Here is a 21,111-nt window from a genome sequence, read left to right as displayed (position 1 = left end):
AAGGGGGGTGATCGCACGCTGTCGATCAGGAATCTTGATCCGCAGCGCCGCGCCAGCGGCAGCAGCGATGCGGGGTTTACGGTCCATCGCGACGCCACCGGCGGGCCGGCGGCGTACTGATCACGCCTTGGCCTGCTCCATCAGCACCACGAAGCGGTCGAACAGCGGGCCGACATCGGTCGGGCCGGGTGACGCTTCCGGGTGGCCCTGGAACGAGAACGCCGGCACGTCGGTGCGGGCCACGCCCTGGTTGGTGCCGTCGAACAGCGAGCGGTGGGTCACGCGCAGGGTCGGCGGCAGGGTCGCTTCATCGATCGCGAAGCCGTGGTTCTGCGAGGTGATCATCACCCGGCCGCTGTCCAGGTCCTGCACCGGGTGATTGGCACCGTGGTGGCCATGGCCCATCTTCATGGTCTGCGCGCCCGAGGCCAGGCCCAGCAGCTGGTGGCCCAGGCAGATGCCGAAGGTCGGGATCTTCACATCGATGAAGGTCTTGATCGCTTCGATGGCGTAGTCACACGGCTCCGGGTCACCCGGGCCGTTGGACAGGAACACGCCGTCCGGCTTCAGGGCCAGCACTTCGGCGGCCGGGGTCTGCGCCGGTACCACGGTCACTTCGCAGCCACGCTCGGCCAGCATGCGCAGGATGTTGGTCTTCACGCCGAAGTCGTAGGCCACGACCTTGAACCGGGCCGGCACGCTGACGAAAGCATTGGCATCCAGGTCCAGCTGGCCCTCGGTCCAGGTGTAGGTCTTCTCGGTAGTGACGACCTTGGCCAGATCCATGCCCTTCAGCCCCGGGAACTTGCGGGCGGCTTCCAGTGCCTTTTCCACGTCGATGTCGCCGGCCATCAGCGCACCGTTCTGCGCGCCCTTCTCGCGCAGGATGCGGGTCAGCTTGCGGGTGTCGATGCCGGCGATGGCGACCACGCCACGCTGGATCAGCCAGTCCTGCAGCGACACCTGGCTGCGCCAGTTGCTGGGGCGGCGCGGAACGTCGCGCACGATCAGGCCGGCCGACCACACCTTGGACGCTTCATTGTCCTGGTCGGTCATGCCGGTGTTACCGATATGCGGATAGGTCAGCGTGACCATCTGCCGGGCGTAGGACGGGTCGGTCAGCACTTCCTGGTAGCCGGTCATGGCGGTGTTGAACACCACCTCACCGACGGACAGGCCGGGCGCGCCTACGGATTCGCCCTCGAATACGGTGCCGTCTTCGAGGACGAGGATTGCGGCTTGGGTCACGGGAATCTCACTTTGGCTACCGAGGGGGCTGCCGAAGTCACGCCTGCGCTTCACGGAAATCCGGTTGCAAAAAAGCGCGGACGTACGGTCTGGGACCGGTCCGGCTTTCGTGATTCGGCGAGTGCGAATTGTAGCGCTGCCGGGGCGCTCGCGCCAGCGGTTATCGCGCATTGTGAACAGGCGATTGCGCATTCATTTCAATCCGGCGGCGTATGCGGGCCGGAGGCGGGGTCGGATCCTTTCCCGGATGGGAAAGGCTCTGACCCCAGGCGCCCGAGGACGGGGTCAGAGCCCTTTCCGCTGGAAAGGAATCCGACCCCGGGAATCAGCCCGCCTTACTGCAGCAGATCCCGCACCCGATAGCTGCCCGGGGCCCGGCCCTGCAGCTGGCGGGCGGCGAACAGGGCGCCGCGGGCGAAGATGTCGCGGTTGGTGGCCCGGTGCACCAGCTCGATGCGCTCGCCCGGGCCGGTGAACTGCACCAGATGCTCGCCGACGATGTCGCCGGCACGCAGGCTGGCGTAATGCGGCTCCGCCCCACCCCGCTGCGCGGCCGCGCCCAGGGTCAGCGCGGTGCCCGACGGCGCGTCCTTCTTCTGCGTGTGGTGCGATTCGACGATGTCGCAGTCCCAGCCGGCCAGCGCCTGCGCCGCACGCTCCACCAGCTCGTCCAGTACCGCCACGCCCAGGCTGAAATTCGACGCCCAGACCAGCGGGATGGACGCCGCCGCTGCCTCCAGCGCTTGCCGCTGCGTGCTGGAGATGCCGGTGGTGCCCGACACCAGGCCCGCGCCCCGTTCCACGCACAGCGCCAGCATCGGGTCGAAGCCCTCTGGCAGGCTGAAGTCGATCGCCACGTCGAACACCGGCGCACCGGGCAGCTCGCTGGCCGCGAAGAACGGCACGCCGTCGACCACGCGCTGGGCCGGCGCACGGCCGGTCACTGCAGCCACGATCTGCAGGGTATCGGGATGTTCGGCGGCCAGCCGCAGCAGGGCCTGGCCCATGCGCCCGGAGGCACCGTGAATGAGCAATCGCAGGGGAGTCTGGTTCATGCCTGCAGGCTAGCGGCAGCACGCCTGCTCCGGCAAGCGCCATCACTGCTACGCTGCATGCCCTTTCATGCAATGGATGGCAGCCCCCTCATGCAGATCAGCGAACAGCTGGTGCTGGTCACCGGTGCCGGCCGCGGCCTTGGCCAGCACATCGCCCGCGCGTTCGCGGCGCAGGGCGCGCGCGTCATCGTCAACTATCACCGCAGCGAAGGCGCCGCACGTGCGCTGGCCGCCGAGCTGGGCGGACAGGCGATCGCGCTGCCGGCCGACGTCACCGACCGCGGCCAGGTCGATGCGATGCTGCAGCAGGCGCTGGGGCACTTCGGCCAGGGCGTCACCACGGTGATCAACAACGCACTCGCTGCGTTCTCGTTCAATGGCGATGCCCGCGACGCCGCCGCCGATATCGGCTGGCCGGCGTTCCAGGCGCAGTTCGAGGGCAGCGTGCGTGGCGCGCTGAACACCGTGCAGGCCGCCCTGCCCGGCATGCAGGCCCGTCGCTTCGGCCGGGTCATCAACATCGGCACCAACCTGTTCCAGAACCCGGTCGTGCCCTACCACGACTACACCGCCGCCAAGGCCGCGCTGCTGTCGCTGACCCGCACCCTGGCCGGCGACCTCGGCCCGCATGGCATCACCGTGAACATGCTGTCCGGTGGCCTGCTGCGCACTACCGATGCCAGCGCCGCCACGCCCGAAGCGGTGTTCGACTACATCGCCGCAAACACGCCACTGCGCAGCGTCACCACCCCGGCCGAGTTCGCCGACGCCGCGCTGTTCTTCGCCAGCCCGTGGTCACGCGCGGTGACCGGGCAGAACCTGGTGGTCGATGGCGGTCTGGTGCGGGACTGAGCCAATGCGCATTTCCGAGGTCAGCCGCCTGACCGGTGCCAGCGCCAAGGCCATCCGCCTGTACGAGGCGCGCGGACTGCTGCCGCCGGTGCCGCGACTGAACCGCTATCGCGACTACAGCGAACAGGATGTGGCCTGGGTGCAGTTGATCCGCCAGGCGTTGGCGCTGGACATCACCCTGGCCGCGATCTCCCGCCTGCAGGGCCGCGACGGACAGCTCGACTGGCCGGCGGTGCTGGCCTTGCTGGAACAGCAGCGCACACGCATTGCCAGCGAACGCGCGCGGCTGGCGCAGGTCGAGTGCGCCTTGCAAAAGGTCAGCGACGAACTGCGGCAGTGGCTGCACTCCGGCAGCAGTGACTGCGTGCTGGAACCCAGCGGCTGCACGACCCCGGTTTGACTCTGCCCCTGGGGCATAGCCCAACCTCGCGCACATTCCATTGCCCGAGGTTGCCGTGTCCCGTTCCATCCTGATCCTGCTTGGCCATCCCGACCGCGACAGCCTGTGCGGCGCCCTCGCCCAGCGCTACGCCACGGCCGCCGAGAATGCCGGTCATCGGGTGCGCCTGATCGCATTGGGTGACCTCGAGTTCGATCCGGTGCTGCGCCATGGCTACCGCCAGATCCAGCCACTGGAAGCCGGCCTGCAGGACGCGGCGGATGCGATCGAGGCCTGCGACCATCTGGTGCTGGTCTATCCCACCTGGTGGGGTGCGATGCCGGCGCTGCTGAAGGGCTTCTTCGATCGCGTGCTGCTGCCTGGGTACGCCTTCCGCTACCGGCGCGATTCGGTGTGGTGGGACCGATTGCTGGCTGGCCGCAGCGCGCGGGTGATCACCACGCTGGATACGCCGCCCTGGTATTACCGCTGGATCTACCGCGACCCGGGCATCACCCAGATCCGCGCCACCATCCTGGAATTCTGCGGCATCCGCCCGGTGCGGGTCAGCCGACTCGGTGCGGTACGCAGCAGTACCCCGGCACAACGCAGCAAGTGGCTGGCGTTGGCAGCAGAGCTGGGCTCACGCGCCAGGTAGATCCACGCCATGCGTGGATGAAATGCCGGCCACGTTCCAGTGTCGCGTTTGCCAATTGACCGCCAGGCACTGCGCCTCAAGGCTGTGGGCCCCGCTTCCGGCCCAGGCAAAGCCCATGAAATCCTCGACCGTCTTCAGCAAGTGCGCCCGGAAGACCGGCTTTGCCGGCACGTCGACGACCCGCTACCGCTTGCTGGATGCCGCCCTGCTTGTCGTGAATCACCAACGCGCCAGTGAAAGCCGGGGCTTCTATGTGAATGCCGGGCTCTACTTTCCAGAGCTGCTCGCGTATCCCCTCGCGCCTGACGATCTTGAAACGGCTTTCAGGTACCGCTCCAGCATTCCTACGCCCCATGTCGACTGGCGGATCGAAGAAACGCCGGGCCTGCGCCGGGCGTTCATCCAGCAGGACCTTGACGACCTGTTGGAGGCCGGTGACCGCGACGCGCTGAAGGCCCTGCTGCTCGATGCCCTTGCCGATGTGGCGGGCTTCGCGGCAACCCACGGAAACCGCGAATCGGTGCGGCGACTGAATCAGGACGGGAACTTCCGCGCGATCATCCGCAGAGAGGTCTAGTAGATCCACGCCATGCGTGGATGCGGGAGCGTGCGAACCAAGGTTCGCACCTACCAAGGCAGAGTCAGTGCTGTTTGGGCGGCGTCGGTCCGCAGCTGTCGCAACCGCCACAGGCACCACCGCCGCCCGTGGCCGGCGGCGCGATTTTCCGCCCCAGCGCCTGCATCCAGGTCGCGCGGCCCGGCTTCAGCAAGGCCAGCGCCAGCGCGCCACGCAGCGTGCGCACGGTGCCGGGGAACTGCTTCTTCAACACCACCCAGGCACTGACCAGCACGGCCACCGCAATGATCAGGTACTGCAGCAGCAGTCCACGGTCCATCAGCCGCCCCCCAGCGCCTTGGTCACCTGGTAGGTGATCAGCGCCGCCACGTAGGCCGCAGCAAACAGGTAGAACGCCGAGAAGGCCATCGTCTTCCACGAATTGGTCTCGCGCTTGATGGTGGCCAAGGTCGAAATGCACATCGGGGCGTAGATGTACCAGACCAGCAGCGACAGCGCGGTGGCCAGCGACCAGCCGTCGCTGATCAGCGGGGTCAGCGCCTGGCTGGCGGCATCGTCATCGGCTGCCGACAGCGCGTACACGGTTGCCAGCGAGGACACCGCCACTTCGCGCGCGGCCAGGCCCGGAATCAACGCGATGCAGATCTGCCAGTTGAAGCCCAGCGGCGCAAAGAACACCGCCATCGCATGGCCGATCTGGCCGGCGTAGCTGTAATCGATGGCCGGCATGGTGGCGCCGACCGGAGCCGCCGGGAATGACAGCAGCACCCACAACAGGATGGTCAGCGCCAGGATGATGCCGCCGACGCGCTTGAGGAAGATCATGCCGCGCTCGTACAGGCCGACCGCCAGGTCGCGCACATGCGGCAGGCGGTACGACGGCAGCTCCAGCATCAGCGGGTGCTCGCTCTTGTCGCGGCGCCACTTCTTCATGATCCACGACATCGCCAGCGCACTGAGAATGCCGGCCGCATACAGGCCGAACAGCACCAGGCCCTGCTGGTTGAACACGCCCCATACCGTCTTCTGCGGAATGAACGCACCGATCAGCAGCGCATACACCGGCAGGCGCGCCGAGCAGGTCATCAGCGGCGCCACCAGGATCGTGGCCAGGCGGTCGCGCGGGTCCTGGATGCTGCGGGTGGACATGATGCCCGGCACCGCGCAGGCGAAGCTGGACAGCAGCGGGATGAACGAGCGGCCGGACAGGCCAGCGGCGGCCATCATGCGGTCGAGCAGGAACGCCGCACGCGGCAGGTAGCCGGATTCCTCCAGCACCAGGATGAAGAAGAACAGGATCAGGATCTGCGGCAGGAACACCACCACGCCACCGACGCCGGCGATGATGCCATCGGTCAGCAGGCTGGCCAGCGGACCTTCGGGCAGCACGCTGCCAACAAAGGCACCAAGCCAGGCGAAACCGGCCTCGATGGCGTCCATCAGCGGTGTTGCCCAGGCGTATACCGCCTGGAAGATCAGGAACATCACCACGGCCAGGCTGATCAGGCCGAACACCGGGTGCAGCAGCCAGCGGTCCAGCGCGTCGTCGATCTTCGCGGTCCGCGCCGGCATCCGCACGGCGACCGACAGGATCTGGCGCACCTTGGCATGGTAATCGATGCCACCCTCCGGGCCCGGTACCGGCGCATCCAGGTGCGGCACCATGGCGTCGAGGCGCTCGACCAGGGCCTTGGCGCCCTGCTTGCGCACCGCCACGGTTTCAACCACCGGCACGCCCAGCTCTCGCTCCAGCGCGGCCACGTCCACCTGGATGCCGCGGCGCTGGGCCGCATCGACCATGTTCAGGGCCACCACCATCGGCTTGCCCAGTTCGCGCAGTTCCAGCGCGAAACGCAGGTGCAGGCGCAGGTTGGTGGCGTCGATCACGCACAGCAGCACGTCCGGCGCGGCTTCGCCCGGGTAGAAGCCCCGGCACAGGTCGCGGGTGATCGCCTCGTCCAGGCTGGCCGGCTGCAGGCTGTAGGCGCCCGGCAGGTCAAGCACGGCGAATTCACGGCCGGACGGCGCGCGCAGGCGGCCTTCCTTGCGCTCGACGGTGACGCCGGTGTAGTTGGCGACCTTCTGGCGGCTGCCGGTCAGCTGGTTGAACAGCGCGGTCTTGCCACTGTTGGGGTTACCGACCAGCGCGATGCGCAGGGGGGCGGTGGCGGTGGTAGCGGTCATGCACGTCGTTCCTGGCTGGCGGCGTCGACCACGACGCGCTTGGCTTCACTGATCCGCAGCGCGAACCGGGTGAACCCGACCTGCACCAGCAGCGGCTCGCCGCCCACCGGGCCCTTGGCCACCAGGCGCACTTCCTCGCCCTTCACGAAACCCAGCTCGCGCAGGCGACGGGCAATGGCATCGTTGGCATGCAGGTCCTGCACGGACTCGACCACGGCCGAGGTGTGCAGCGGCAGTTCGGACAGCGTCATCTAGCGTGTTCTCTGCTGGATGTAAATGGTTCTCGATTCTAACATTCCCGCGTCGCGTCATGGCCCATGACCAATGGCCCGCTATGATCCATACAGGTATGGAGTGACCCTGGAATCCCATGAACGATGCTTTGCAGATCGAGCGCCGTGGCGCCGTCCTCACCCTCTGGCTGAACCGGCCGGAGCTGCACAACGCCTTTGACGCCAGCCTGATCGCCCGGCTGACCGCCGCACTGGAAGCCGCCGGCCGCGATGATTCGGTCCGGGCCGTGGTGGTCGCCGGCCACGGCGCCTCCTTCTCGGCCGGTGCCGACATGCAGTGGATGCGCGGCATGGCCGCCGCCAGCGAGGCCGACAACCGCGAGGACTCGCTGGCCTTGGCGCGGCTGATGCGCACCCTGGACGAGCTGCCCAAGCCGACCCTGGCCCGGGTCCACGGCGCGGCCTTCGGTGGCGGCGTCGGCCTGGTTGCCTGCTGCGACATCGCCATCGCCAGCACCTCGGCCCGCTTCGGCCTGACCGAAAGCCGCCTCGGCCTGCTGCCGGCGGTGATCTCGCCCTACGTGATCGAGGCCATCGGCCCGCGCCAGGCGCGGCGCTGGTTCGCCACCGGTGAGCACTTCGACGCCGATACCGCACTGCGCATCGGCCTGGTCCACCAGCTGGTCGAGCCCGAGCGCCTGGACGAGGCGCTGGAGCGGCAGCTGGCCCTGCTCGACAAGGCCGGCCCGATCGCCTCGTCCACCGCCAAGCAGCTGGTCCGGCAGGTCCGCGACAGCCATGACCGCGACGCGCTGGATCGGGATAATGCCGCCCTGATCGCGCGCCTGCGGGTGTCCGCCGAGGGCCAGGAAGGCCTGGGCGCCTTCCTCGACAAGCGCGCGCCCCACTGGGTCACGGAAGCCTGAACATGCTCGATCATCTTGGTTTGACCAGCGCCGACCTGGCGCGCAGCAAGACCTTCTTCCTGAAGGCACTGGCGCCGCTGCAGATCGGCGTGGTGATGGAAGTGACCGCCGAACAGACCGGCGCGCACGACCACATCGGCTTCGGCAGCGACGGCAAGCCGTTCTTCTGGCTCGGTAACGGCGGCACCGCCAGCCACGGCGTGCACGTGGCCTTCGCCTGCGCCAGCCGCGACCAGGTGGACGCCTTCCATGCCGCCGCCCTCGCCGCCGGCGGCCGCGACAACGGCGCGCCGGGCCTGCGCCCGTGGTACCACCCCGACTACTACGGCGCCTTCGTGCTCGACCCGGACGGCAACAACATCGAGGCGGTCTGCCATCGCCCCGTCAGCGAGGTGGCCGCATGAGCGACTACGTCCGCATCGTCGAGGTCGGCCCGCGTGACGGCCTGCAGAACGAAAAGCAGTCGGTGTCCACCGCCGACAAGATCGAACTGATCAACCGCCTGTCGGCCACCGGCCTGCGCAGCATCGAGGCGACCAGCTTCGTCAGCCCGAAGTGGATCCCGCAGTTGGCCGACGCCGCCGAGGTCTATGCCGGCATCCAGCGCCGGCCGGGCATCCACTACCCGGTACTGGTGCCGAACGAACAGGGCTACGACCGCGCCCGTGCGGTGGGCGTGGAGGAAGTGGCGGTGTTCACCGCGGCCTCCGAGGCGTTCAACCGTACCAACACCAATGCCGGCATCGACGAATCGCTGGCCCGGTTCGAGCCGATCCTGCGCCGCGCCGCCGCCGATGGCGTGCGCGTGCGCGGCTATGTCTCCACCGTGCTCGGCTGCCCCTACCAGGGCGAGGTACCACTGGCCGACGTGGTGCGGGTGGCGCGCGCCCTGCACCAGATGGGCTGTTACGAAATCTCGCTGGGCGACACCATCGGCGTCGGCACCCCGCGCAAGGCACGGGCGATGCTGCAGGCGGTTGCCGCCGAGATTCCAATGGCGGCACTGGCCGTGCACTTCCACGACACCTACGGCCAGGCCATCGCCAACATCGCCACCTGCCTGGAAGAAGGCGTGCGCGTGGTCGACAGCGCGGTGTCCGGTGCCGGTGGCTGCCCGTATGCAAAGGGCGCCAGCGGCAACGTCGCCAGCGAGGATGTGGTCTACCTGCTGCAGGGCCTGGGCCTGGACAGCGGCGTGGACCTGCCGGCACTGGCCGAGACCGGCCGCTGGCTGGCCGGCCTGCTCGGCCGCGCCACCGCCAGCCGCACCGGGCAGGCGCTGGCCGCCGCCGGCTGACCGTTGCACTGCGCCGCCCTGCAAAGGCGGCGCAGTGCACAACAGCGGCGGTCGCGGCTTCCGTTAGAATCGGCGGTTCTCGAACCTGCAGGACCGTTCAATGCAGCTGTCTTCCGTACGTGCCGTGATCACTGGCGGCGTTTCCGGCCTCGGCCTGGCCGTGGCCCAGCACCTCGTCGCCCAGGGCGGCAAGGTGGCCCTGTTCGACCTCAACGACGACAAGGGCGCCTCCGCCGTTGCCGATCTGGGTACCGACAAGGCCCGCTATTTCAACGTCAACGTCAGTGATGAAGCGGCCGTCTCGGCAGCCATCGACCAGGCCCACGATTTCCTCGGTGGCCTGAACGTGGCGATGAACTGCGCCGGCATCCTCGGCGCCGGTCGCGTGCTGGGCAAGGAAGGCCCGATGCCGCTGGCCGGCTTCCAGGGCACGGTGATGGTCAACCTGGTCGGCAGCTTCAACGTGGCCAAGGCCGCGGCCAACCGCATGCAGCACAACGAAGCCGGCACCGACGGCGAGCGCGGCGTGATCATCAACACCGCCAGCATCGCAGCCTATGAAGGCCAGATCGGCCAGGCCGCCTATGCCGCCAGCAAGGGCGGCGTGGTGTCGATGACGCTGCCGATGGCGCGCGAACTGTCGCGCTTCGGCATCCGCGTCAACACCATCGCCCCGGGCGTGTTCTGGACGCCGATGGTGGATGGCATGCCCGAGGCGGTGCAGCAGTCGCTGGCCGCGTCGATCCCGTTCCCGTCGCGCCTGGGCAAGCCGGAAGACTTCGCCAGCCTGGTCGGCTTCATCCTCGGCAACACCTACCTCAACGGCGAGACCATCCGCCTGGACGGCGCTACCCGCCTCGCTCCGAAGTGATTCCCCCCGGGCGCCGGGACGGCGCCCTCCCCCAACGACCTAGATCACCATGAAAGCCAACGACATCAAGAAGGGCAACGTCGTCGAGTACAACAACGGCGTGTACCAGATCCGCGACATCGAGCGCAGCTCGCCGCAGGGTCGCGGCGGCAACGTCCGCTTCCGCTTCATCATGTACAGCGTGCCGGGCGGCAACAAGCTCGATGCCAGCTTCGATGCCGACGACAACCTGGTCGAGGTCGAACTGCTGCGCCGCCAGTCCACCTATTCGTACAAGGATGGCGATGCGTTCGTGTTCCTCGATGACGAGGACTACACCCCGTACACCCTGGACGCAGACGTGATCGGCGACGACGCCGGCTACATCACCGACGGCCTGACCGGCATCTACGTGCAGGTGATCGACGAGCAGCCGGTGGCGATCCAGCTGCCGGCCTCGGTGGTGCTGGAAGTGATCGAGACGCCGCCGGAACTGAAAGGCGGCACCGCCACCAAGCGCCCGAAGCCGGCCAAGCTCAACACCGGCATCGAGATCATGGTGCCGGAGTACATCGTCAACGGCGAACGCGTGCTGGTGAACACCGCCACCGGCGAATTCGCTGGCCGTGCCGACTAAGCGCCTTGCGCTGATCGGCTGCCTGTCCCTGCTTGCGGCGTGCTCGCCGCAGGCAGCGGACAACGCTGCCGACGCCACGCCGAAGACCACGCCGGCCGAACCGGCCGTGACGGCCCCACCTGCGGTGGAGGCACCGGCCGCCGTCGAGGCCACCGCCGAAGCGGAGCCCGCTACCGACCTGACCTCGGGCGATGAGGACCTGGACAAGGCACGTGCAGCCGCAGGCTGTCCGGTCCCAGGCGATGTGTACGACGTCGACGACGTGCGCATCTACTGCGCGATGCCGGCCGACGTGCAGGCCTTCCTCGCGCGCGAGAACACCTGCCAGCATTTCGCCGGCGAAGAGCCGTACGACGACGAGCGTCGCCGCGAACTGGAAGAGGCCAGCGCGAAGTACTGCGAGGGCCGCGAGAAGATCTTCACCGATCTGGTCGCGCGTCATCGCGGTGACTGCGCTGTCCGCGCAGCGCTGATCGGAATCAACACACGCTATGACCTGGACTTCGATCTCGACCTGAAGCCCTGCGGGGGCTGACCCCTCTATGATGTAGAGCCGAGCGTGGGCTCGGCTCTACAGAACAGATGCCTTACGGCTGCTTCGCGCCGAAGTTGCCGCAGCCGTGATACTGGCGGGTGCCGATGGTCAGGTTCACCTTGGCATCGAATGCCTCGCCACTCATGTCGTCCTGGCACGTGGTGCGCTGGAAGCTGAGCTTCACGTCGGTACCGTCGGACGCCTTGCCACTCCAACCGTCAGCACCTTCGGTGGGCTTGGCCACATCGAAGCGGCGCTCGCCATAATCGACTTCCACCTGCAGGCCCGGCGTGTCGCCATCTACGACCGCGAGCCACCCCGGTTCGTTGCCGGTGGCGCGGAACGCGGCATTGCCGGCACTGCCATCGCCTTCAGTGGCTTCGACCGCATGGCACTCACGATCGGCTTCGCCCTTCAGGCTCAACAGGCCGTCATCGCTGCCCTTGGTCCAGAAGCTGTTGCCCTTGCCATCGCCGTATTTGGCGCCTGACGCCGCACGCTCGGAGCTCATGGCGAAGGTGCGTTCGCCGATCACCACCGTGGCCGCATCCTCGCCATTGAACGTGGCGCGTACGCTCAGATCACCGCACTGGTACGTGGTCTCGCTGCCGGCACCGGTGCCGGCGGCCGGTTCGGGCGCGGCCGGCGGCGCGGCATCTTTGCCGCCCGCGGCGGGCGGCTGTGCCGGCTGGCACGCGGCCAGGACCAACCCGAGGGAGGCTGCCAACAGACTGGGAACTACACGCATGGCTCGACTCCTTGTCGACACTACAGAGATCTTCGACCCTATCACCTGCCGGTGAGCGGGGCCTGAAAGCGGCCTGACCGCGCTCACGCGGCCAGCACCGCCATCGACAACAACTGCGCACCGCTGCCGCCGGAACTGCAGGTCCAGACCCGCAGCAGGCGCAGCTTCAGTTCATGCTCCCGGCCCTGCTGCCCCACGGACAATCGCACGTCGCTGGACAGCAACGCCAGACGGCCACACAGAAGCGTTTCCACCGCGTACGACTGCAGGCTGCGCACCTGCAGTCTCCCGGCCAGCCAGTCACCCAGCCATGGCAGATCGAGCATGCGCCCGCCCTGCCCGTCCATCATGAACAAGGCTGGCGATACCAGCGCGGTCAGCGCATCGTGATCATTCTCCAGCAGCGCCGCGCACAGGCGCTGCTCCAGCGCCAGCAATTGCCGCTCGTGCAGATCTTCAACGATGTCCCGTTCCATCCACGGATCCTTCCGGCATCGGCCGGCGCCTGCGCAGGCGCTGCGCGATCCACTGCCGCGCGCCCTGCACCACTACATAGAAGACCGGCACGAAGAACACCGCCAGCACGGTCGCACTGACCATGCCGCCAAACACGCCGGTTCCGATCGCCTGTTGTGTTTCCTTCGACGCACCCTGCGCCAGCATCAGCGGCACCACCCCCAGTGCGAACGCCAGTGAGGTCATCACGATCGGCCGCAGGCGCAGGCGCGCCGCCTCCAGTGCCGCCTCGACCAGTCCGCGCCCCTGCTGCTGCAGCTGCCGCGCGAACTCGACGATGAGGATCGCGTTCTTCGCCGACAGCCCGATCACGGTGATCATGCCGACCTTGAAGAACACGTCGTTGGGCATGCCGCGCAACAACACGGCGGCGACCGCGCCGAGCAGGCCCAACGGCACCACCAGCATCACCGCCAGCGGAATCGACCAGCTCTCGTACAGTGCCGCCAGCACCAGGAACACCACCAGCATCGACAACAGCAGCAGCCACGGCGCCTGCGCCCCCGACTCACGCTCCTGCAGCGACTGGCTGGTCCACTGCAGGGCGAAGCCGGACGGCAGCTTTTCGGCCAACCGCTCCATCTCCGCCATGGCCTGGCCGGTCGACACGCCGGAGGCCGGGGCGCCGGACAGGTTCAGCGCCGGGAAGCCGAGATAGCGTTGCAGCTGCAACGGCGCCTCGGTCCAGTGCGGGGTCACCAGTTCGGAGAGCGCCACCATGCCACCCTCGCTGTTACGCACGTAAAGCTTCAGCACATCCTCCAGTTCCATGCGATGCGGCGCATCGGCCTGCAGGATCACCTGCTGCAACCGGCCCTTGTTGGGGAAATCATTGACGTACTGCGAGCCCATTGCCGTCGACAGCGTGCTGCTGATGTGCTCGAAGCCCACGCCCATCGCCTCGGCCTTGGCCCGGTCGATGTCCAGCCGCACGCTGGTGCCTGCAGGCAGGCCATCGGCATGCACTTCCGACAGCAGCGGGCTGGCCTCGGCCAGCTTCAGCAGCTGCTGCAGGGCCGCGCGCAGTTCGGCCTGGCTCTGCCCGGTACGTGCCTGCAGGGCGAGCGAGAACCCGGACGAACGGCCCAGGCTGTCGATCGCCGGGGGCATCACACTCATCACCTCGCCCTCGGCAATCGCGGCCATCGCCTTCTGCGCGGCTGCCACCTCGCCGGCCGCGGTGGCGCCTGCGCGCTCGCCCCAGTCCTTGAGCATGGTGTAGGTCAGCGCCGCGCTGGGGCCGGAACCGGAGAAGCTGTAGCCGAGGATCGACTGGTTGGAGCCGATGCCCGGGCGCGATGCCACATGCCGTTCGTAGGCTTCGACCACCGCCAGCGTGCGTTCGGCGGTGGCTTCTGCCGGCAGCTGGATCGAGGTCATGAAATAGCCCTGGTCCTCTTCCGGCAGGAATGCGCCCGGCAACCAGTGCAGGCCCAGCAGCAGCGCCGCCACCAGTGCGGCGAACACGCCCATCACCCGCCCGCTCCGTTGCAGCACCGAGGCCACGCCACGCTGGTAGCGCCCGGTCATCTTCTCGAAGCTACGATTGAAGGCACCGAACAGGCCACCACGACCATGGTGGCCATGGGTGTTCGGGCGCAGCAGGGTCGCGCACAGCGCCGGCGTCAGGCTCAACGCCAGCAGCGCCGAGAACAGGATCGACACCGCCATCGCCACGGTGAACTGGCGGTAGATCGCGCCCACCGAGCCGCTGGCCAAGGCCATCGGAATGAACACCGCGGTCAGCACCAGGGTGATGCCGATCACCGCACCGGTCAGCTCGCGCATCGCCTTGATGGTGGCCTCGCGCGGCGGCAGGCCCTCCTCGGCCATGATCCGTTCCACGCCCTCGACCACCACGATCGCGTCGTCGACGATGATGCCGATTGCCAGCACCATGCCGAACATGGTCAGCACGTTGATCGAGAAGCCCAGCGCCAGCATTACCGCGAAGGTGCCGAGCAGCGCGATCGGTGCGACCAGCGCTGGAATCAGCGTGTAGCGCCAGTTCTGCAGGAACAGGTACATCACCGCGAACACCAGCAGCATCGCCTCCAGCAACGTCTGCACCACCTTCTGGATCGAGATCTTCACGAACGGTGCGGTGTCGAACGGGATGCTCGCCTCCACGCCGCGCGGCAACAGCGGCGCCAGTTCGGCCATGCGCTCACGGACCGCTGACGCCGTGCGCACCGCATTCGCGCCCGGGCGCAGCTGCACGCCGGCGGCGGTGGCCGGGTGGCCGTCCTCGCGGGTGCCCCAGGCATAGCTCTGCGCGCCCAGTTCAACGCGGGCGACATCACCCAGCACCACCCGCGAACCGTCGGCCCCGGCACGCAGTACGATCGCCGCGAACTGTTCCGGCGTGGACAACTGGCCGTCGGCGCTGAGCGGCACGGTGATGCGCTGGCCTGGAACACCCGGCGAATCACCGATGCGTCCGGGCGAGATCTCCAGGTTCTGCTGCTCGATGGCGGTCGCCACATCGCCCATGGTCAGGCCGTAGCCGGTCAACCGGGTCGGGTCCAGCCACACGCGCATCGCCTGCTCGGCACCGAACAACTGCACGCGGCCGACGCCATCGATGCGGCGCAGCTCTTCGATGATGTTGCGCGCCATGAAATCGCCCAGCGCCGCCTCGCTGACGCTGGCATCCGGCGAACGCAGGCCGACCAGCATCAGGAAGCCGGAATCGGCGGCCTCCACGAACAGGCCGTTCTGGCGCACGCTGCGCGGCAGGCGCGGCTCGATCGCCTTGATCCGGTTCTGCACGTCCACCTGCGCCAGCTCCGGATTGGTGCCGGGCTTGAAGGTGGCGGTGATCGAGGCTTCGCCGGAGGTATCCACCGACGACTCGAAATACAGCAGGTGCTTGACGCTGGACAGCTCGCGCTCGATCAGGCCGACCACCGCATCATTCAACGTCTGTGGGCTCGCACCCGGGTAGCTGGCATAGATGCTGACGCTGGGCGGCGCGACCGCCGGATAGCGCTCCACGGCCAAGCGCGGAATCGCCAGCACGCCGGCCAGGATGATGAAGATCGCCAGCACCCAGGCGAACACCGGGCGATCGATGAAGAAACGTGCCATGTTGGATTTTCCTGGAGGGGCCGGCCCGGGAAAGGCTCAGCCCTTGCTGCCGGCCTGCACCGCACCGGCGCTGGCGACCGGCTTCTGCCAGTCGCGCGCATCGACCACCACGCCTTCCTGCAGGCGCTCCTGGCCCTCGACCACCACCTTCTCGCCGGCCTTCAGGCCGGTGCGCACCAGCCACTGGCGATCGACACTGCCGTCCACCTCCAGCGTGCGGATCACCGCCTTGCCGTCGGCACCGATCACCCAGGCATAGGCCTGGCCACCGGCGCTGCGCAGCACCGCCTGCTGCGGCACGGTCAACGCACTGGCCGGGGCACCCCGCGGCACCCTTGCGCGCACATACATGCCAGGCAGCAGCTGGCGCTGCGGGTTGTCGACCAGGATGCGCAGGATCACATCACCGGTACGTGCATCGACGTTGATGCCGGAGAACAGCAGCTGGCCACGCTCGGGCAGCGGCTTGCCGGCGGCACCGATGATCGTCACCGGCAGTTCGCCACCACCGGCGGCACTGCGTTGCAGCGACTCCAGCTGCGCCGCCGGCTGGCGCACATCCACGTAGACCTGGTCGATCTGCTGCACTACAGCCATCGGCTCGGCATCGGCCACGCCGACCAGCGCACCTTCGGTCACCAATGCCTGATCGATACGGCCGGCAATCGGTGCGCTGACCGTCGCATAGCGCAGGTCGAGCTGGCGACGTGACAGGATCGCGCGCGCTTCATTCACCGCCGCACGGGCTTGTTCGTACTCGGCACTCGCGTCGTCGCGATGCTGCTGGCTGACCGCCTGCGCGGCGGCCAGGGCGTGCAGGCGCTGCGATTGCACGCGGCTGCGGCCCAACGCCGCCTCGCTGCGTTGCAGCGCGGCCAGCGCCGAATCGACGTCGGCCCGGAACGCTGCCGGGTCAATCTGGAACAGGGCCTGGCCGGCACTGACTTCCGCCCCCTGGTCGAACAGGCGGCGCTGTACGATGCCGCCCACCTGTGCGCGGATCTGCGCGGTGCGCACCGCAGCGACGCGCCCGGGCAGTTCGTCGTCACGCTGCACCACCTGCGGGCCGACGCTGATCACGCTGACGCGCGGCGCCGCTTCGGGGGTGGCTTCGGGGATGGAGCAGGCCGTCATGGCCAAGGCGAGGGCCGCGATCAACGCGACCGGAGTCCTGAAGGTTCTCATTGCTGTGCACAATGCCGCGCAGGCGGCGGATAGGTTCTGAAGCGCGCAGTCTGCGTGGCGATGATGGGGTTTCGATGGAGGAACTGTGGAGATACGATGGAGGCAAGCACCTTATGGCCCCGCCCCTGCATGCATGCCTCCCCTGCCCTCGCCGCCCTCGTCCTGATCGTCGAGGATGAGGCCGAGATCGCCGACATTCTCTGCGCCTACCTGGAACGCGAAGGACTGCGCACGCTGCGCGCCGCCGATGGCCACAGCGCATTGGACCTGCACCGCAGCGCCCGCCCCGACCTGGTCCTGCTCGATGTGCAGCTGCCGCGCCTGGACGGCTGGAGCGTGCTGACCCAGCTGCGCCAGCGCGGGGAGACGCCGGTGATCATGCTGACCGCACTGGACCAGGACCTGGACAAGCTGACCGCGCTGCGGATGGGCGCTGATGACTACGTGGTCAAGCCGTTCAACCCTGCCGAGGTCGCTGCGCGCGTGCGCGCCGTGCTGCGGCGTACGCTGCGCGCCTCACGCGTGGACGCGCCCACCGCGCTGCGCGTCGGCCCGCTGCTGATCGACTCGGCCACCCACGCCGTGCATGTAGAGGGCGAAGGCTACAGCCACGAAGTGCTGCTCACCCTCACCGAGTTCAAGCTGCTGCATTGCATGGCACTGGCGCCGACCCGCATCTTCAGCCGCAGCGAACTGATGCACGAATGCCTGCCGGAAAGCGAAGCACTGGAGCGCACCGTCGACAGCCATGTCAGCAAGCTGCGTCGCAAGCTGGATGAGGTGGGCATGGTCAACGTCCCAGCCAGCGTGCGTGGCGTCGGCTACCGGTTGATGGCCGACCGCTGATGGCCCCCCTGCGCCGCTCCGGGCTGAGCCGCCACATCATTGTTTCGATGTCGCTGATGGTGATCGGCGTCATCGTAATGATGATCCTGTCATCGTGGCTGCTGTATGCGGTGCTGGTCGAGTTCTTCCCCGGCAGTGCCGAGGAGCCGGAAAGCTGGCTGCCGACCGGGCCGGAACTGGCATGGATGGTGGGCGTGATCCTGACCGGGCTGGCGCTGGCCATCGCCGCCTCGTTCCGCCTCGCCCACCGCATCCTGTCGCCGTTGAATTCGCTGGTGGACAGCGTGCGTGCGCTCGCGGGCGGCGACCTGGGTGCACGCGCCAGCGTCGAGGAAAATTCGCCGGGCGAAGTGGCGACCCTGGTCGAGGACTTCAATGCGATGGCGCGCCGCCTGCAGCACATGGAGAGCGAGCGTGCGATGTGGCACGCTGCCATCGCCCATGAGCTGCGCACGCCGGTGACGATCCTGCGCGGCCGCCTGCAGGGGCTGGCCGAGGGCGTGTTCCAACCCGACGAATCCCAGTTTCGCAGCCTGCTGGCCCAGGTCGAAGGGCTGTCACGGCTGATCGAGGATCTGCGCGTGCTGAGCCTGTCCGACAATGCGCGGCTGGACGTGCGCCGCGCGCGCACCGACGTGGTGACCGAGGTGCATTCGGTGATGACCCTCGTCGACCCGCAGTTCCGTGCCGCCGGCTTCGTGCTGGAGCTGGAAACCAGCCGCGAGGAACACAACGCGCACTGCGACCCGACCCGCCTGCGCCAGGCGTTGCTGGCGCTGCTGGAAAACGCGCGTCGCTACGCCAGCCCGGGCAAGGTACGGATCGCCGTGCACGACACGCCCGGCCACGTGCAGGTCTCGATCGAAGACGAGGGCCCGGGCATCGACCCGGAACTGCACACGGATATCTTCACCCCGTTCATGCGTGCCGATGGCTCGCGTTCGCGCCAGGGCGGCGGCAGCGGGCTCGGCCTGGCGGTGGTCAAGGCCATTGCCGATGCACACGGTGGCCGCGTCTACTGCATCCCGGGCAGCGCCGGCGGCAGCCGCTTCGTCATCGAACTGCCGCGCCAGTAGCCGGACGGGCTGCCTGCGTGCGCAGGTGTGCACCGAGTGCGGCCAGATTGGCATCGATCGCATCCATTTCGTTGCGCTGCTTCACCGGCAGCTGCTGGCGCAGCTGGATACGCAATGCCTGCCACGCCGGGACCGCCTGCGCACTGGCAGTGGCCACGGCCTCGGACAGCAGCGCCTGCTCGTCGCCCAGCGGCAATCCATAGCCGCCCTCCTGCAGCAGCGTCCCCGGGCGCAGCCACTGCCCGCTCTGCTCCAGCAAGCCCCGCAGGCTGCGCGTTCCAGTGCTGTCCGGTGCGGCCAGCAGCTGCCGCTTGAGCACATCGCGTGCGCGCAGCTCGGCGCGCCGCTGCGCGGCCTGTTCCAGCAGCAACAGGCCGGCACTGGCGCGCAGGTCACCCTGCAGCAGCCACGGTGCCCGTCGCTGCGCAGGCAGCTTCAACCAGCCGCGCACATCACGCGCGGGCAAGGCCAGCTGGGCCGCGGCCACTGCGAACAACTGCTGGTAGTGGTCGCGCGCCGAGGCGAAGTAGTAGCCCTGCGCCTGCGCTGCATTGCGGTCCGTCAGCACCCCCTCGTCGAGCACGCCCAGCCGCACCAGTCGCCGCTTCAAGCCACGCGGGCTCAGCTGGGCCAACCCGGCCTCGCCCAGGCGCGGCACCCCGGCCTGCAGCAGCTTCGCGGTTTCCACCGCGCAGTTGTTGCTGACGAAGTAATAGCGCCCGTCATAGCTCCAGTGCACCTGTGCGGTACGCTCGAGCAGGCTGGCGATTTCGCCGCGGTCCAGCTGCAGCGGCAGCGACTGCAGCCCGCGCAGCTCGACCTTGGTGTACTCGTCCACCACCTGCTGCAGCGGCAGCACGAACAGCCGTGAGGGATAGCCGCCGGTCAGCCCGCGCCAGTTGGAAATCTGCACGTCACCTACGAAGGCGCGGAACGACAGTACGCGGTGGTACTCCAGGTCCAGGCGGCAATCCGGCCCAGGTGCGCGCCCCGGTTTGCAGATCACCAGCCGCAGCATGCTGTGGCCCCAGCGACTCATCGGCTGCGCACTGCCTTCGGCGAACAGGTAGTCCACCGCGTAGACGCGCGCCGGGTCGAGCTGCAGCAGCGATGCCGCGCCCTCCTCCGATTCGGCCTGCAGCAAGGGCAGCGTCGTGGAGCACTGCGGCTGTGGCAGCGACGGCGGTGTTCCGAAATGCGTCTGGTACCACTGCGCCAACGCCGGACGCCGGCAGGCGAACTCGCCGTCGAGCACGAAATGCTCGGCGTTCACGGCCAGGTACTCGGCCGGGTTCGTCAGCTCATAGACATCCGGGCTGCGGTCATGGAAATCGTTGCCGCCACGGCCGAGGTGCCAGGGCTTGCGCTGCCAGCCCGCGAGATCACGCCAACGCATGCTCTGCGACCAGTTCGCACCACCACGGTCTGCAACGTGGGTCAGCTCGTGCACCAGCGCGCTGCGGCGCGCACGGCGGGCGCCGGGCATGCCGTCATCCAGCAGATCGCGGCGCAACGTGATGCGGCCGCCGAACGCGCGGCCGTGCACCTTGGCGGGAAGGTCATCACTCCAGTGCACCTGCACCTGAGCCGGCAAAGCGCGCAGCAGGCCCTCCGGCAGCAGTGACTGCACGTCGGCCAGGGTCTGGCTGGCGAGCTGCTGCTGCGCAGGATCGAGACCAGACGGGTCGAGCTGCAGGCGATCAGCTGCATGCGCGACGTGGGCGATCAGCAGTAGAGCCACGCCATGCGTGGCTGCGTTCCACCGCCCAAACCACGGTAGAGCCGAGCCATGCTCGGCTGCTGTTGCGATCCGCGTGCGCTGGGCGTTCAGCCGAGCATGGCTCGGCTCTACAGAAAGCGATGACGCCGGGGTCATGCAGCCCGGATCAACGCGCCAGCAGCGCGCGGGCCAGTTCCAGGTCGCTCTTCTGCTGTGCGGCGGTGCTCTGCTCGCGCAGGTGGACCAGCGCCGCCTGCAGGCGGGCGCCACGGATCTGGCCGTCGCTGGCGACGAATGCAGCGGCATCGTCGCGCGCAGCCAGTACCACCTTGTCATCGCCCGAGCTGCTGCCCGACGAACCGGAGGACGCACCGGTGGCCGAGCCGGCCGACGTGCCAGCGAAGCTGGAAGCGAAGCCGGCCAGCGGCAGGGACAGCAGGGCAAGCAGCAGAAGCGGACGGGTCATCGGTTCGAAGCCGGTTGTGAGAATGCGTGGAGC

General features: G+C 68.2%; 23 protein-coding genes. 12 read left to right on the top strand and 11 right to left on the bottom strand.

Translation table 11 applies throughout. The features are described 5' to 3' along the window. Nucleotides 1-120 precede the first annotated feature (120 nt). Both carA and dapB read right to left on the bottom strand, forming a co-directional pair. Entirely contained in the window at nt 121-1,248 is a 1,128-nt protein-coding gene (gene carA, locus AB1281_RS08180) for a glutamine-hydrolyzing carbamoyl-phosphate synthase small subunit (RefSeq protein WP_014646993.1), read from the bottom strand. Between the two features lie 335 nt (nt 1,249-1,583). Next, nucleotides 1,584-2,303, bottom strand: coding sequence for a 4-hydroxy-tetrahydrodipicolinate reductase (gene dapB, locus AB1281_RS08175; protein ID WP_080347508.1), 720 nt, complete (start codon nt 2,301-2,303; stop codon nt 1,584-1,586). 90 nt (nt 2,304-2,393) lie between these two features. On the opposite strand from dapB, the gene AB1281_RS08170 reads away from it, so the two are divergent. From AB1281_RS08170 to AB1281_RS08155, 4 genes are all read left to right on the top strand, one after another. Further along, nucleotides 2,394-3,155 (top strand): 3-oxoacyl-ACP reductase, encoded by a 762-nt coding sequence (locus AB1281_RS08170; RefSeq protein ID WP_430345552.1) that lies wholly within the window; start codon nt 2,394-2,396, stop codon nt 3,153-3,155. A 4-nt stretch (nt 3,156-3,159) separates the two neighbouring features. Next, nucleotides 3,160-3,555 carry a MerR family transcriptional regulator gene (locus tag AB1281_RS08165; protein ID WP_430345551.1) on the top strand — a complete coding sequence of 132 codons (396 nt, stop codon included), beginning with the start codon at nt 3,160-3,162 and terminating at the stop codon, nt 3,553-3,555. 55 nt (nt 3,556-3,610) lie between these two features. After that, nucleotides 3,611-4,192: an NAD(P)H-dependent oxidoreductase gene (locus AB1281_RS08160; RefSeq protein ID WP_180837621.1), complete on the top strand. Its 582-nt coding sequence runs from the start codon at nt 3,611-3,613 to the stop codon at nt 4,190-4,192. Between the two features lie 115 nt (nt 4,193-4,307). Continuing rightward, a complete protein-coding gene (locus AB1281_RS08155; protein ID WP_430345550.1) occupies nt 4,308-4,769 on the top strand; it encodes a DUF4304 domain-containing protein in 462 nt (153 codons plus the stop codon). A 64-nt stretch (nt 4,770-4,833) separates the two neighbouring features. Here the strand turns inward: AB1281_RS08155 and AB1281_RS08150 are convergent, their stop codons facing one another. Genes AB1281_RS08150 through AB1281_RS08140 form a run of 3 tightly spaced genes read right to left on the bottom strand, consistent with a single transcriptional unit; the run spans nt 4,834 to nt 7,204 of the window. Then, nucleotides 4,834-5,088, bottom strand: coding sequence for a DUF6587 family protein (locus AB1281_RS08150; RefSeq protein WP_430345549.1), 255 nt, complete (start codon nt 5,086-5,088; stop codon nt 4,834-4,836). After that, nucleotides 5,088-6,953: a ferrous iron transport protein B gene (feoB, locus tag AB1281_RS08145; RefSeq protein ID WP_430345548.1), complete on the bottom strand. Its 1,866-nt coding sequence runs from the start codon at nt 6,951-6,953 to the stop codon at nt 5,088-5,090. The genes AB1281_RS08150 and feoB overlap by 1 nt, the downstream gene beginning before the upstream one ends. Then, nucleotides 6,950-7,204: a FeoA family protein gene (locus tag AB1281_RS08140; protein ID WP_005409473.1), complete on the bottom strand. Its 255-nt coding sequence runs from the start codon at nt 7,202-7,204 to the stop codon at nt 6,950-6,952. The genes feoB and AB1281_RS08140 overlap by 4 nt, the downstream gene beginning before the upstream one ends. 119 nt (nt 7,205-7,323) lie before the next feature. On the opposite strand from AB1281_RS08140, the gene AB1281_RS08135 reads away from it, so the two are divergent. The 6 genes from AB1281_RS08135 (at nt 7,324) to AB1281_RS08110 (ending at nt 11,431) form a co-directional block, all read left to right on the top strand. Beyond that, nucleotides 7,324-8,112: an enoyl-CoA hydratase/isomerase family protein gene (locus AB1281_RS08135; RefSeq protein ID WP_014037048.1), complete on the top strand. Its 789-nt coding sequence runs from the start codon at nt 7,324-7,326 to the stop codon at nt 8,110-8,112. A gap of 2 nt (nt 8,113-8,114) precedes the next feature. Continuing rightward, nucleotides 8,115-8,516 (top strand): VOC family protein, encoded by a 402-nt coding sequence (locus tag AB1281_RS08130; RefSeq protein ID WP_430345547.1) that lies wholly within the window; start codon nt 8,115-8,117, stop codon nt 8,514-8,516. Then, on the top strand, nt 8,513-9,409 hold the full coding sequence (locus AB1281_RS08125; RefSeq protein WP_008268685.1) for a hydroxymethylglutaryl-CoA lyase: 897 nt from the start codon (nt 8,513-8,515) through the stop codon (nt 9,407-9,409). The genes AB1281_RS08130 and AB1281_RS08125 overlap by 4 nt, the downstream gene beginning before the upstream one ends. Nucleotides 9,410-9,509: 100 nt before the next feature. Next, complete coding sequence (locus AB1281_RS08120; protein WP_075674580.1) at nt 9,510-10,280, top strand: SDR family oxidoreductase; 771 nt, start codon at nt 9,510-9,512, stop codon at nt 10,278-10,280. 49 nt (nt 10,281-10,329) lie between these two features. Further along, nucleotides 10,330-10,896 (top strand): elongation factor P-like protein YeiP, encoded by a 567-nt coding sequence (gene yeiP, locus AB1281_RS08115; protein ID WP_005409468.1) that lies wholly within the window; start codon nt 10,330-10,332, stop codon nt 10,894-10,896. Then, complete coding sequence (locus tag AB1281_RS08110) at nt 10,886-11,431, top strand: hypothetical protein (protein WP_430345546.1); 546 nt, start codon at nt 10,886-10,888, stop codon at nt 11,429-11,431. Before yeiP ends, AB1281_RS08110 begins: the two co-directional genes overlap by 11 nt. A gap of 52 nt (nt 11,432-11,483) precedes the next feature. Here the strand turns inward: AB1281_RS08110 and AB1281_RS08105 are convergent, their stop codons facing one another. The 4 genes from AB1281_RS08105 to AB1281_RS08090 form a co-directional block, all read right to left on the bottom strand. Beyond that, complete coding sequence (locus tag AB1281_RS08105) at nt 11,484-12,179, bottom strand: COG3650 family protein (RefSeq protein WP_430345545.1); 696 nt, start codon at nt 12,177-12,179, stop codon at nt 11,484-11,486. 83 nt (nt 12,180-12,262) lie between these two features. Then, nucleotides 12,263-12,655, bottom strand: a complete 393-nt coding sequence (locus tag AB1281_RS08100) for a nuclear transport factor 2 family protein (protein ID WP_075674583.1) — start codon at nt 12,653-12,655, stop codon at nt 12,263-12,265. Next, the gene (locus AB1281_RS08095; protein WP_430345544.1) at nt 12,636-15,785 is read right to left on the bottom strand and encodes a multidrug efflux RND transporter permease subunit; all 3,150 of its coding nucleotides are present in this window, start codon (nt 15,783-15,785) and stop codon (nt 12,636-12,638) included. The genes AB1281_RS08100 and AB1281_RS08095 overlap by 20 nt, the downstream gene beginning before the upstream one ends. Before the next feature lie 36 nt (nt 15,786-15,821). Next, nucleotides 15,822-16,970: an efflux RND transporter periplasmic adaptor subunit gene (locus tag AB1281_RS08090; protein WP_430345543.1), complete on the bottom strand. Its 1,149-nt coding sequence runs from the start codon at nt 16,968-16,970 to the stop codon at nt 15,822-15,824. A 129-nt stretch (nt 16,971-17,099) separates the two neighbouring features. Here AB1281_RS08090 and AB1281_RS08085 point away from each other — a divergent pair, with 129 nt between their 5' ends. Continuing rightward, complete coding sequence (locus AB1281_RS08085; RefSeq protein ID WP_170871718.1) at nt 17,100-17,816, top strand: response regulator; 717 nt, start codon at nt 17,100-17,102, stop codon at nt 17,814-17,816. Next, a complete protein-coding gene (locus AB1281_RS08080; protein WP_430345542.1) occupies nt 17,816-18,892 on the top strand; it encodes an ATP-binding protein in 1,077 nt (358 codons plus the stop codon). The genes AB1281_RS08085 and AB1281_RS08080 overlap by 1 nt, the downstream gene beginning before the upstream one ends. Here AB1281_RS08080 and AB1281_RS08075 read toward each other — a convergent pair. Both AB1281_RS08075 and AB1281_RS08070 read right to left on the bottom strand, forming a co-directional pair. Next, nucleotides 18,870-20,768 carry a DUF4105 domain-containing protein gene (locus tag AB1281_RS08075; protein ID WP_430345541.1) on the bottom strand — a complete coding sequence of 633 codons (1,899 nt, stop codon included), beginning with the start codon at nt 20,766-20,768 and terminating at the stop codon, nt 18,870-18,872. The genes AB1281_RS08080 and AB1281_RS08075 overlap by 23 nt on opposite strands. A gap of 10 nt (nt 20,769-20,778) precedes the next feature. Then, nucleotides 20,779-21,078 (bottom strand): DUF2388 domain-containing protein, encoded by a 300-nt coding sequence (locus AB1281_RS08070; RefSeq protein WP_430345540.1) that lies wholly within the window; start codon nt 21,076-21,078, stop codon nt 20,779-20,781. Nucleotides 21,079-21,111 lie beyond the last annotated feature (33 nt).

It is taken from the genome of Stenotrophomonas sp. NRRL B-14846, assembly GCF_050473585.1.
GTDB lineage: Bacteria > Pseudomonadota > Gammaproteobacteria > Xanthomonadales > Xanthomonadaceae > Stenotrophomonas.
This window is presented reverse-complemented; position numbering and strand designations above follow the sequence as displayed.

Excerpts from the sequence above, each read along its gene's own strand:
- dapB (WP_080347508.1), bottom strand. The coding sequence starts at position 2,303 with ATGAACCAGACTCCCCTGCGATTGCTCATTCACGGTGCCTCCGGGCGC.
- AB1281_RS08170 (WP_430345552.1), top strand. The coding sequence starts at position 2,394 with ATGCAGATCAGCGAACAGCTGGTGCTGGTCACCGGTGCCGGCCGCGGC.
- AB1281_RS08165 (WP_430345551.1), top strand. The coding sequence starts at position 3,160 with ATGCGCATTTCCGAGGTCAGCCGCCTGACCGGTGCCAGCGCCAAGGCC.
- AB1281_RS08155 (WP_430345550.1), top strand. The coding sequence starts at position 4,308 with ATGAAATCCTCGACCGTCTTCAGCAAGTGCGCCCGGAAGACCGGCTTT.
- AB1281_RS08150 (WP_430345549.1), bottom strand. The coding sequence starts at position 5,088 with ATGGACCGTGGACTGCTGCTGCAGTACCTGATCATTGCGGTGGCCGTG.
- feoB (WP_430345548.1), bottom strand. The coding sequence starts at position 6,953 with ATGACCGCTACCACCGCCACCGCCCCCCTGCGCATCGCGCTGGTCGGT.
- AB1281_RS08140 (WP_005409473.1), bottom strand. The coding sequence starts at position 7,204 with ATGACGCTGTCCGAACTGCCGCTGCACACCTCGGCCGTGGTCGAGTCC.
- AB1281_RS08135 (WP_014037048.1), top strand. The coding sequence starts at position 7,324 with ATGAACGATGCTTTGCAGATCGAGCGCCGTGGCGCCGTCCTCACCCTC.
- AB1281_RS08130 (WP_430345547.1), top strand. The coding sequence starts at position 8,115 with ATGCTCGATCATCTTGGTTTGACCAGCGCCGACCTGGCGCGCAGCAAG.
- AB1281_RS08125 (WP_008268685.1), top strand. The coding sequence starts at position 8,513 with ATGAGCGACTACGTCCGCATCGTCGAGGTCGGCCCGCGTGACGGCCTG.
- AB1281_RS08120 (WP_075674580.1), top strand. The coding sequence starts at position 9,510 with ATGCAGCTGTCTTCCGTACGTGCCGTGATCACTGGCGGCGTTTCCGGC.
- yeiP (WP_005409468.1), top strand. The coding sequence starts at position 10,330 with ATGAAAGCCAACGACATCAAGAAGGGCAACGTCGTCGAGTACAACAAC.
- AB1281_RS08105 (WP_430345545.1), bottom strand. The coding sequence starts at position 12,179 with ATGCGTGTAGTTCCCAGTCTGTTGGCAGCCTCCCTCGGGTTGGTCCTG.
- AB1281_RS08100 (WP_075674583.1), bottom strand. The coding sequence starts at position 12,655 with ATGGAACGGGACATCGTTGAAGATCTGCACGAGCGGCAATTGCTGGCG.
- AB1281_RS08095 (WP_430345544.1), bottom strand. The coding sequence starts at position 15,785 with ATGGCACGTTTCTTCATCGATCGCCCGGTGTTCGCCTGGGTGCTGGCG.
- AB1281_RS08090 (WP_430345543.1), bottom strand. The coding sequence starts at position 16,970 with ATGAGAACCTTCAGGACTCCGGTCGCGTTGATCGCGGCCCTCGCCTTG.
- AB1281_RS08085 (WP_170871718.1), top strand. The coding sequence starts at position 17,100 with ATGCATGCCTCCCCTGCCCTCGCCGCCCTCGTCCTGATCGTCGAGGAT.
- AB1281_RS08080 (WP_430345542.1), top strand. The coding sequence starts at position 17,816 with ATGGCCCCCCTGCGCCGCTCCGGGCTGAGCCGCCACATCATTGTTTCG.
- AB1281_RS08075 (WP_430345541.1), bottom strand. The coding sequence starts at position 20,768 with ATGACCCCGGCGTCATCGCTTTCTGTAGAGCCGAGCCATGCTCGGCTG.
- AB1281_RS08070 (WP_430345540.1), bottom strand. The coding sequence starts at position 21,078 with ATGACCCGTCCGCTTCTGCTGCTTGCCCTGCTGTCCCTGCCGCTGGCC.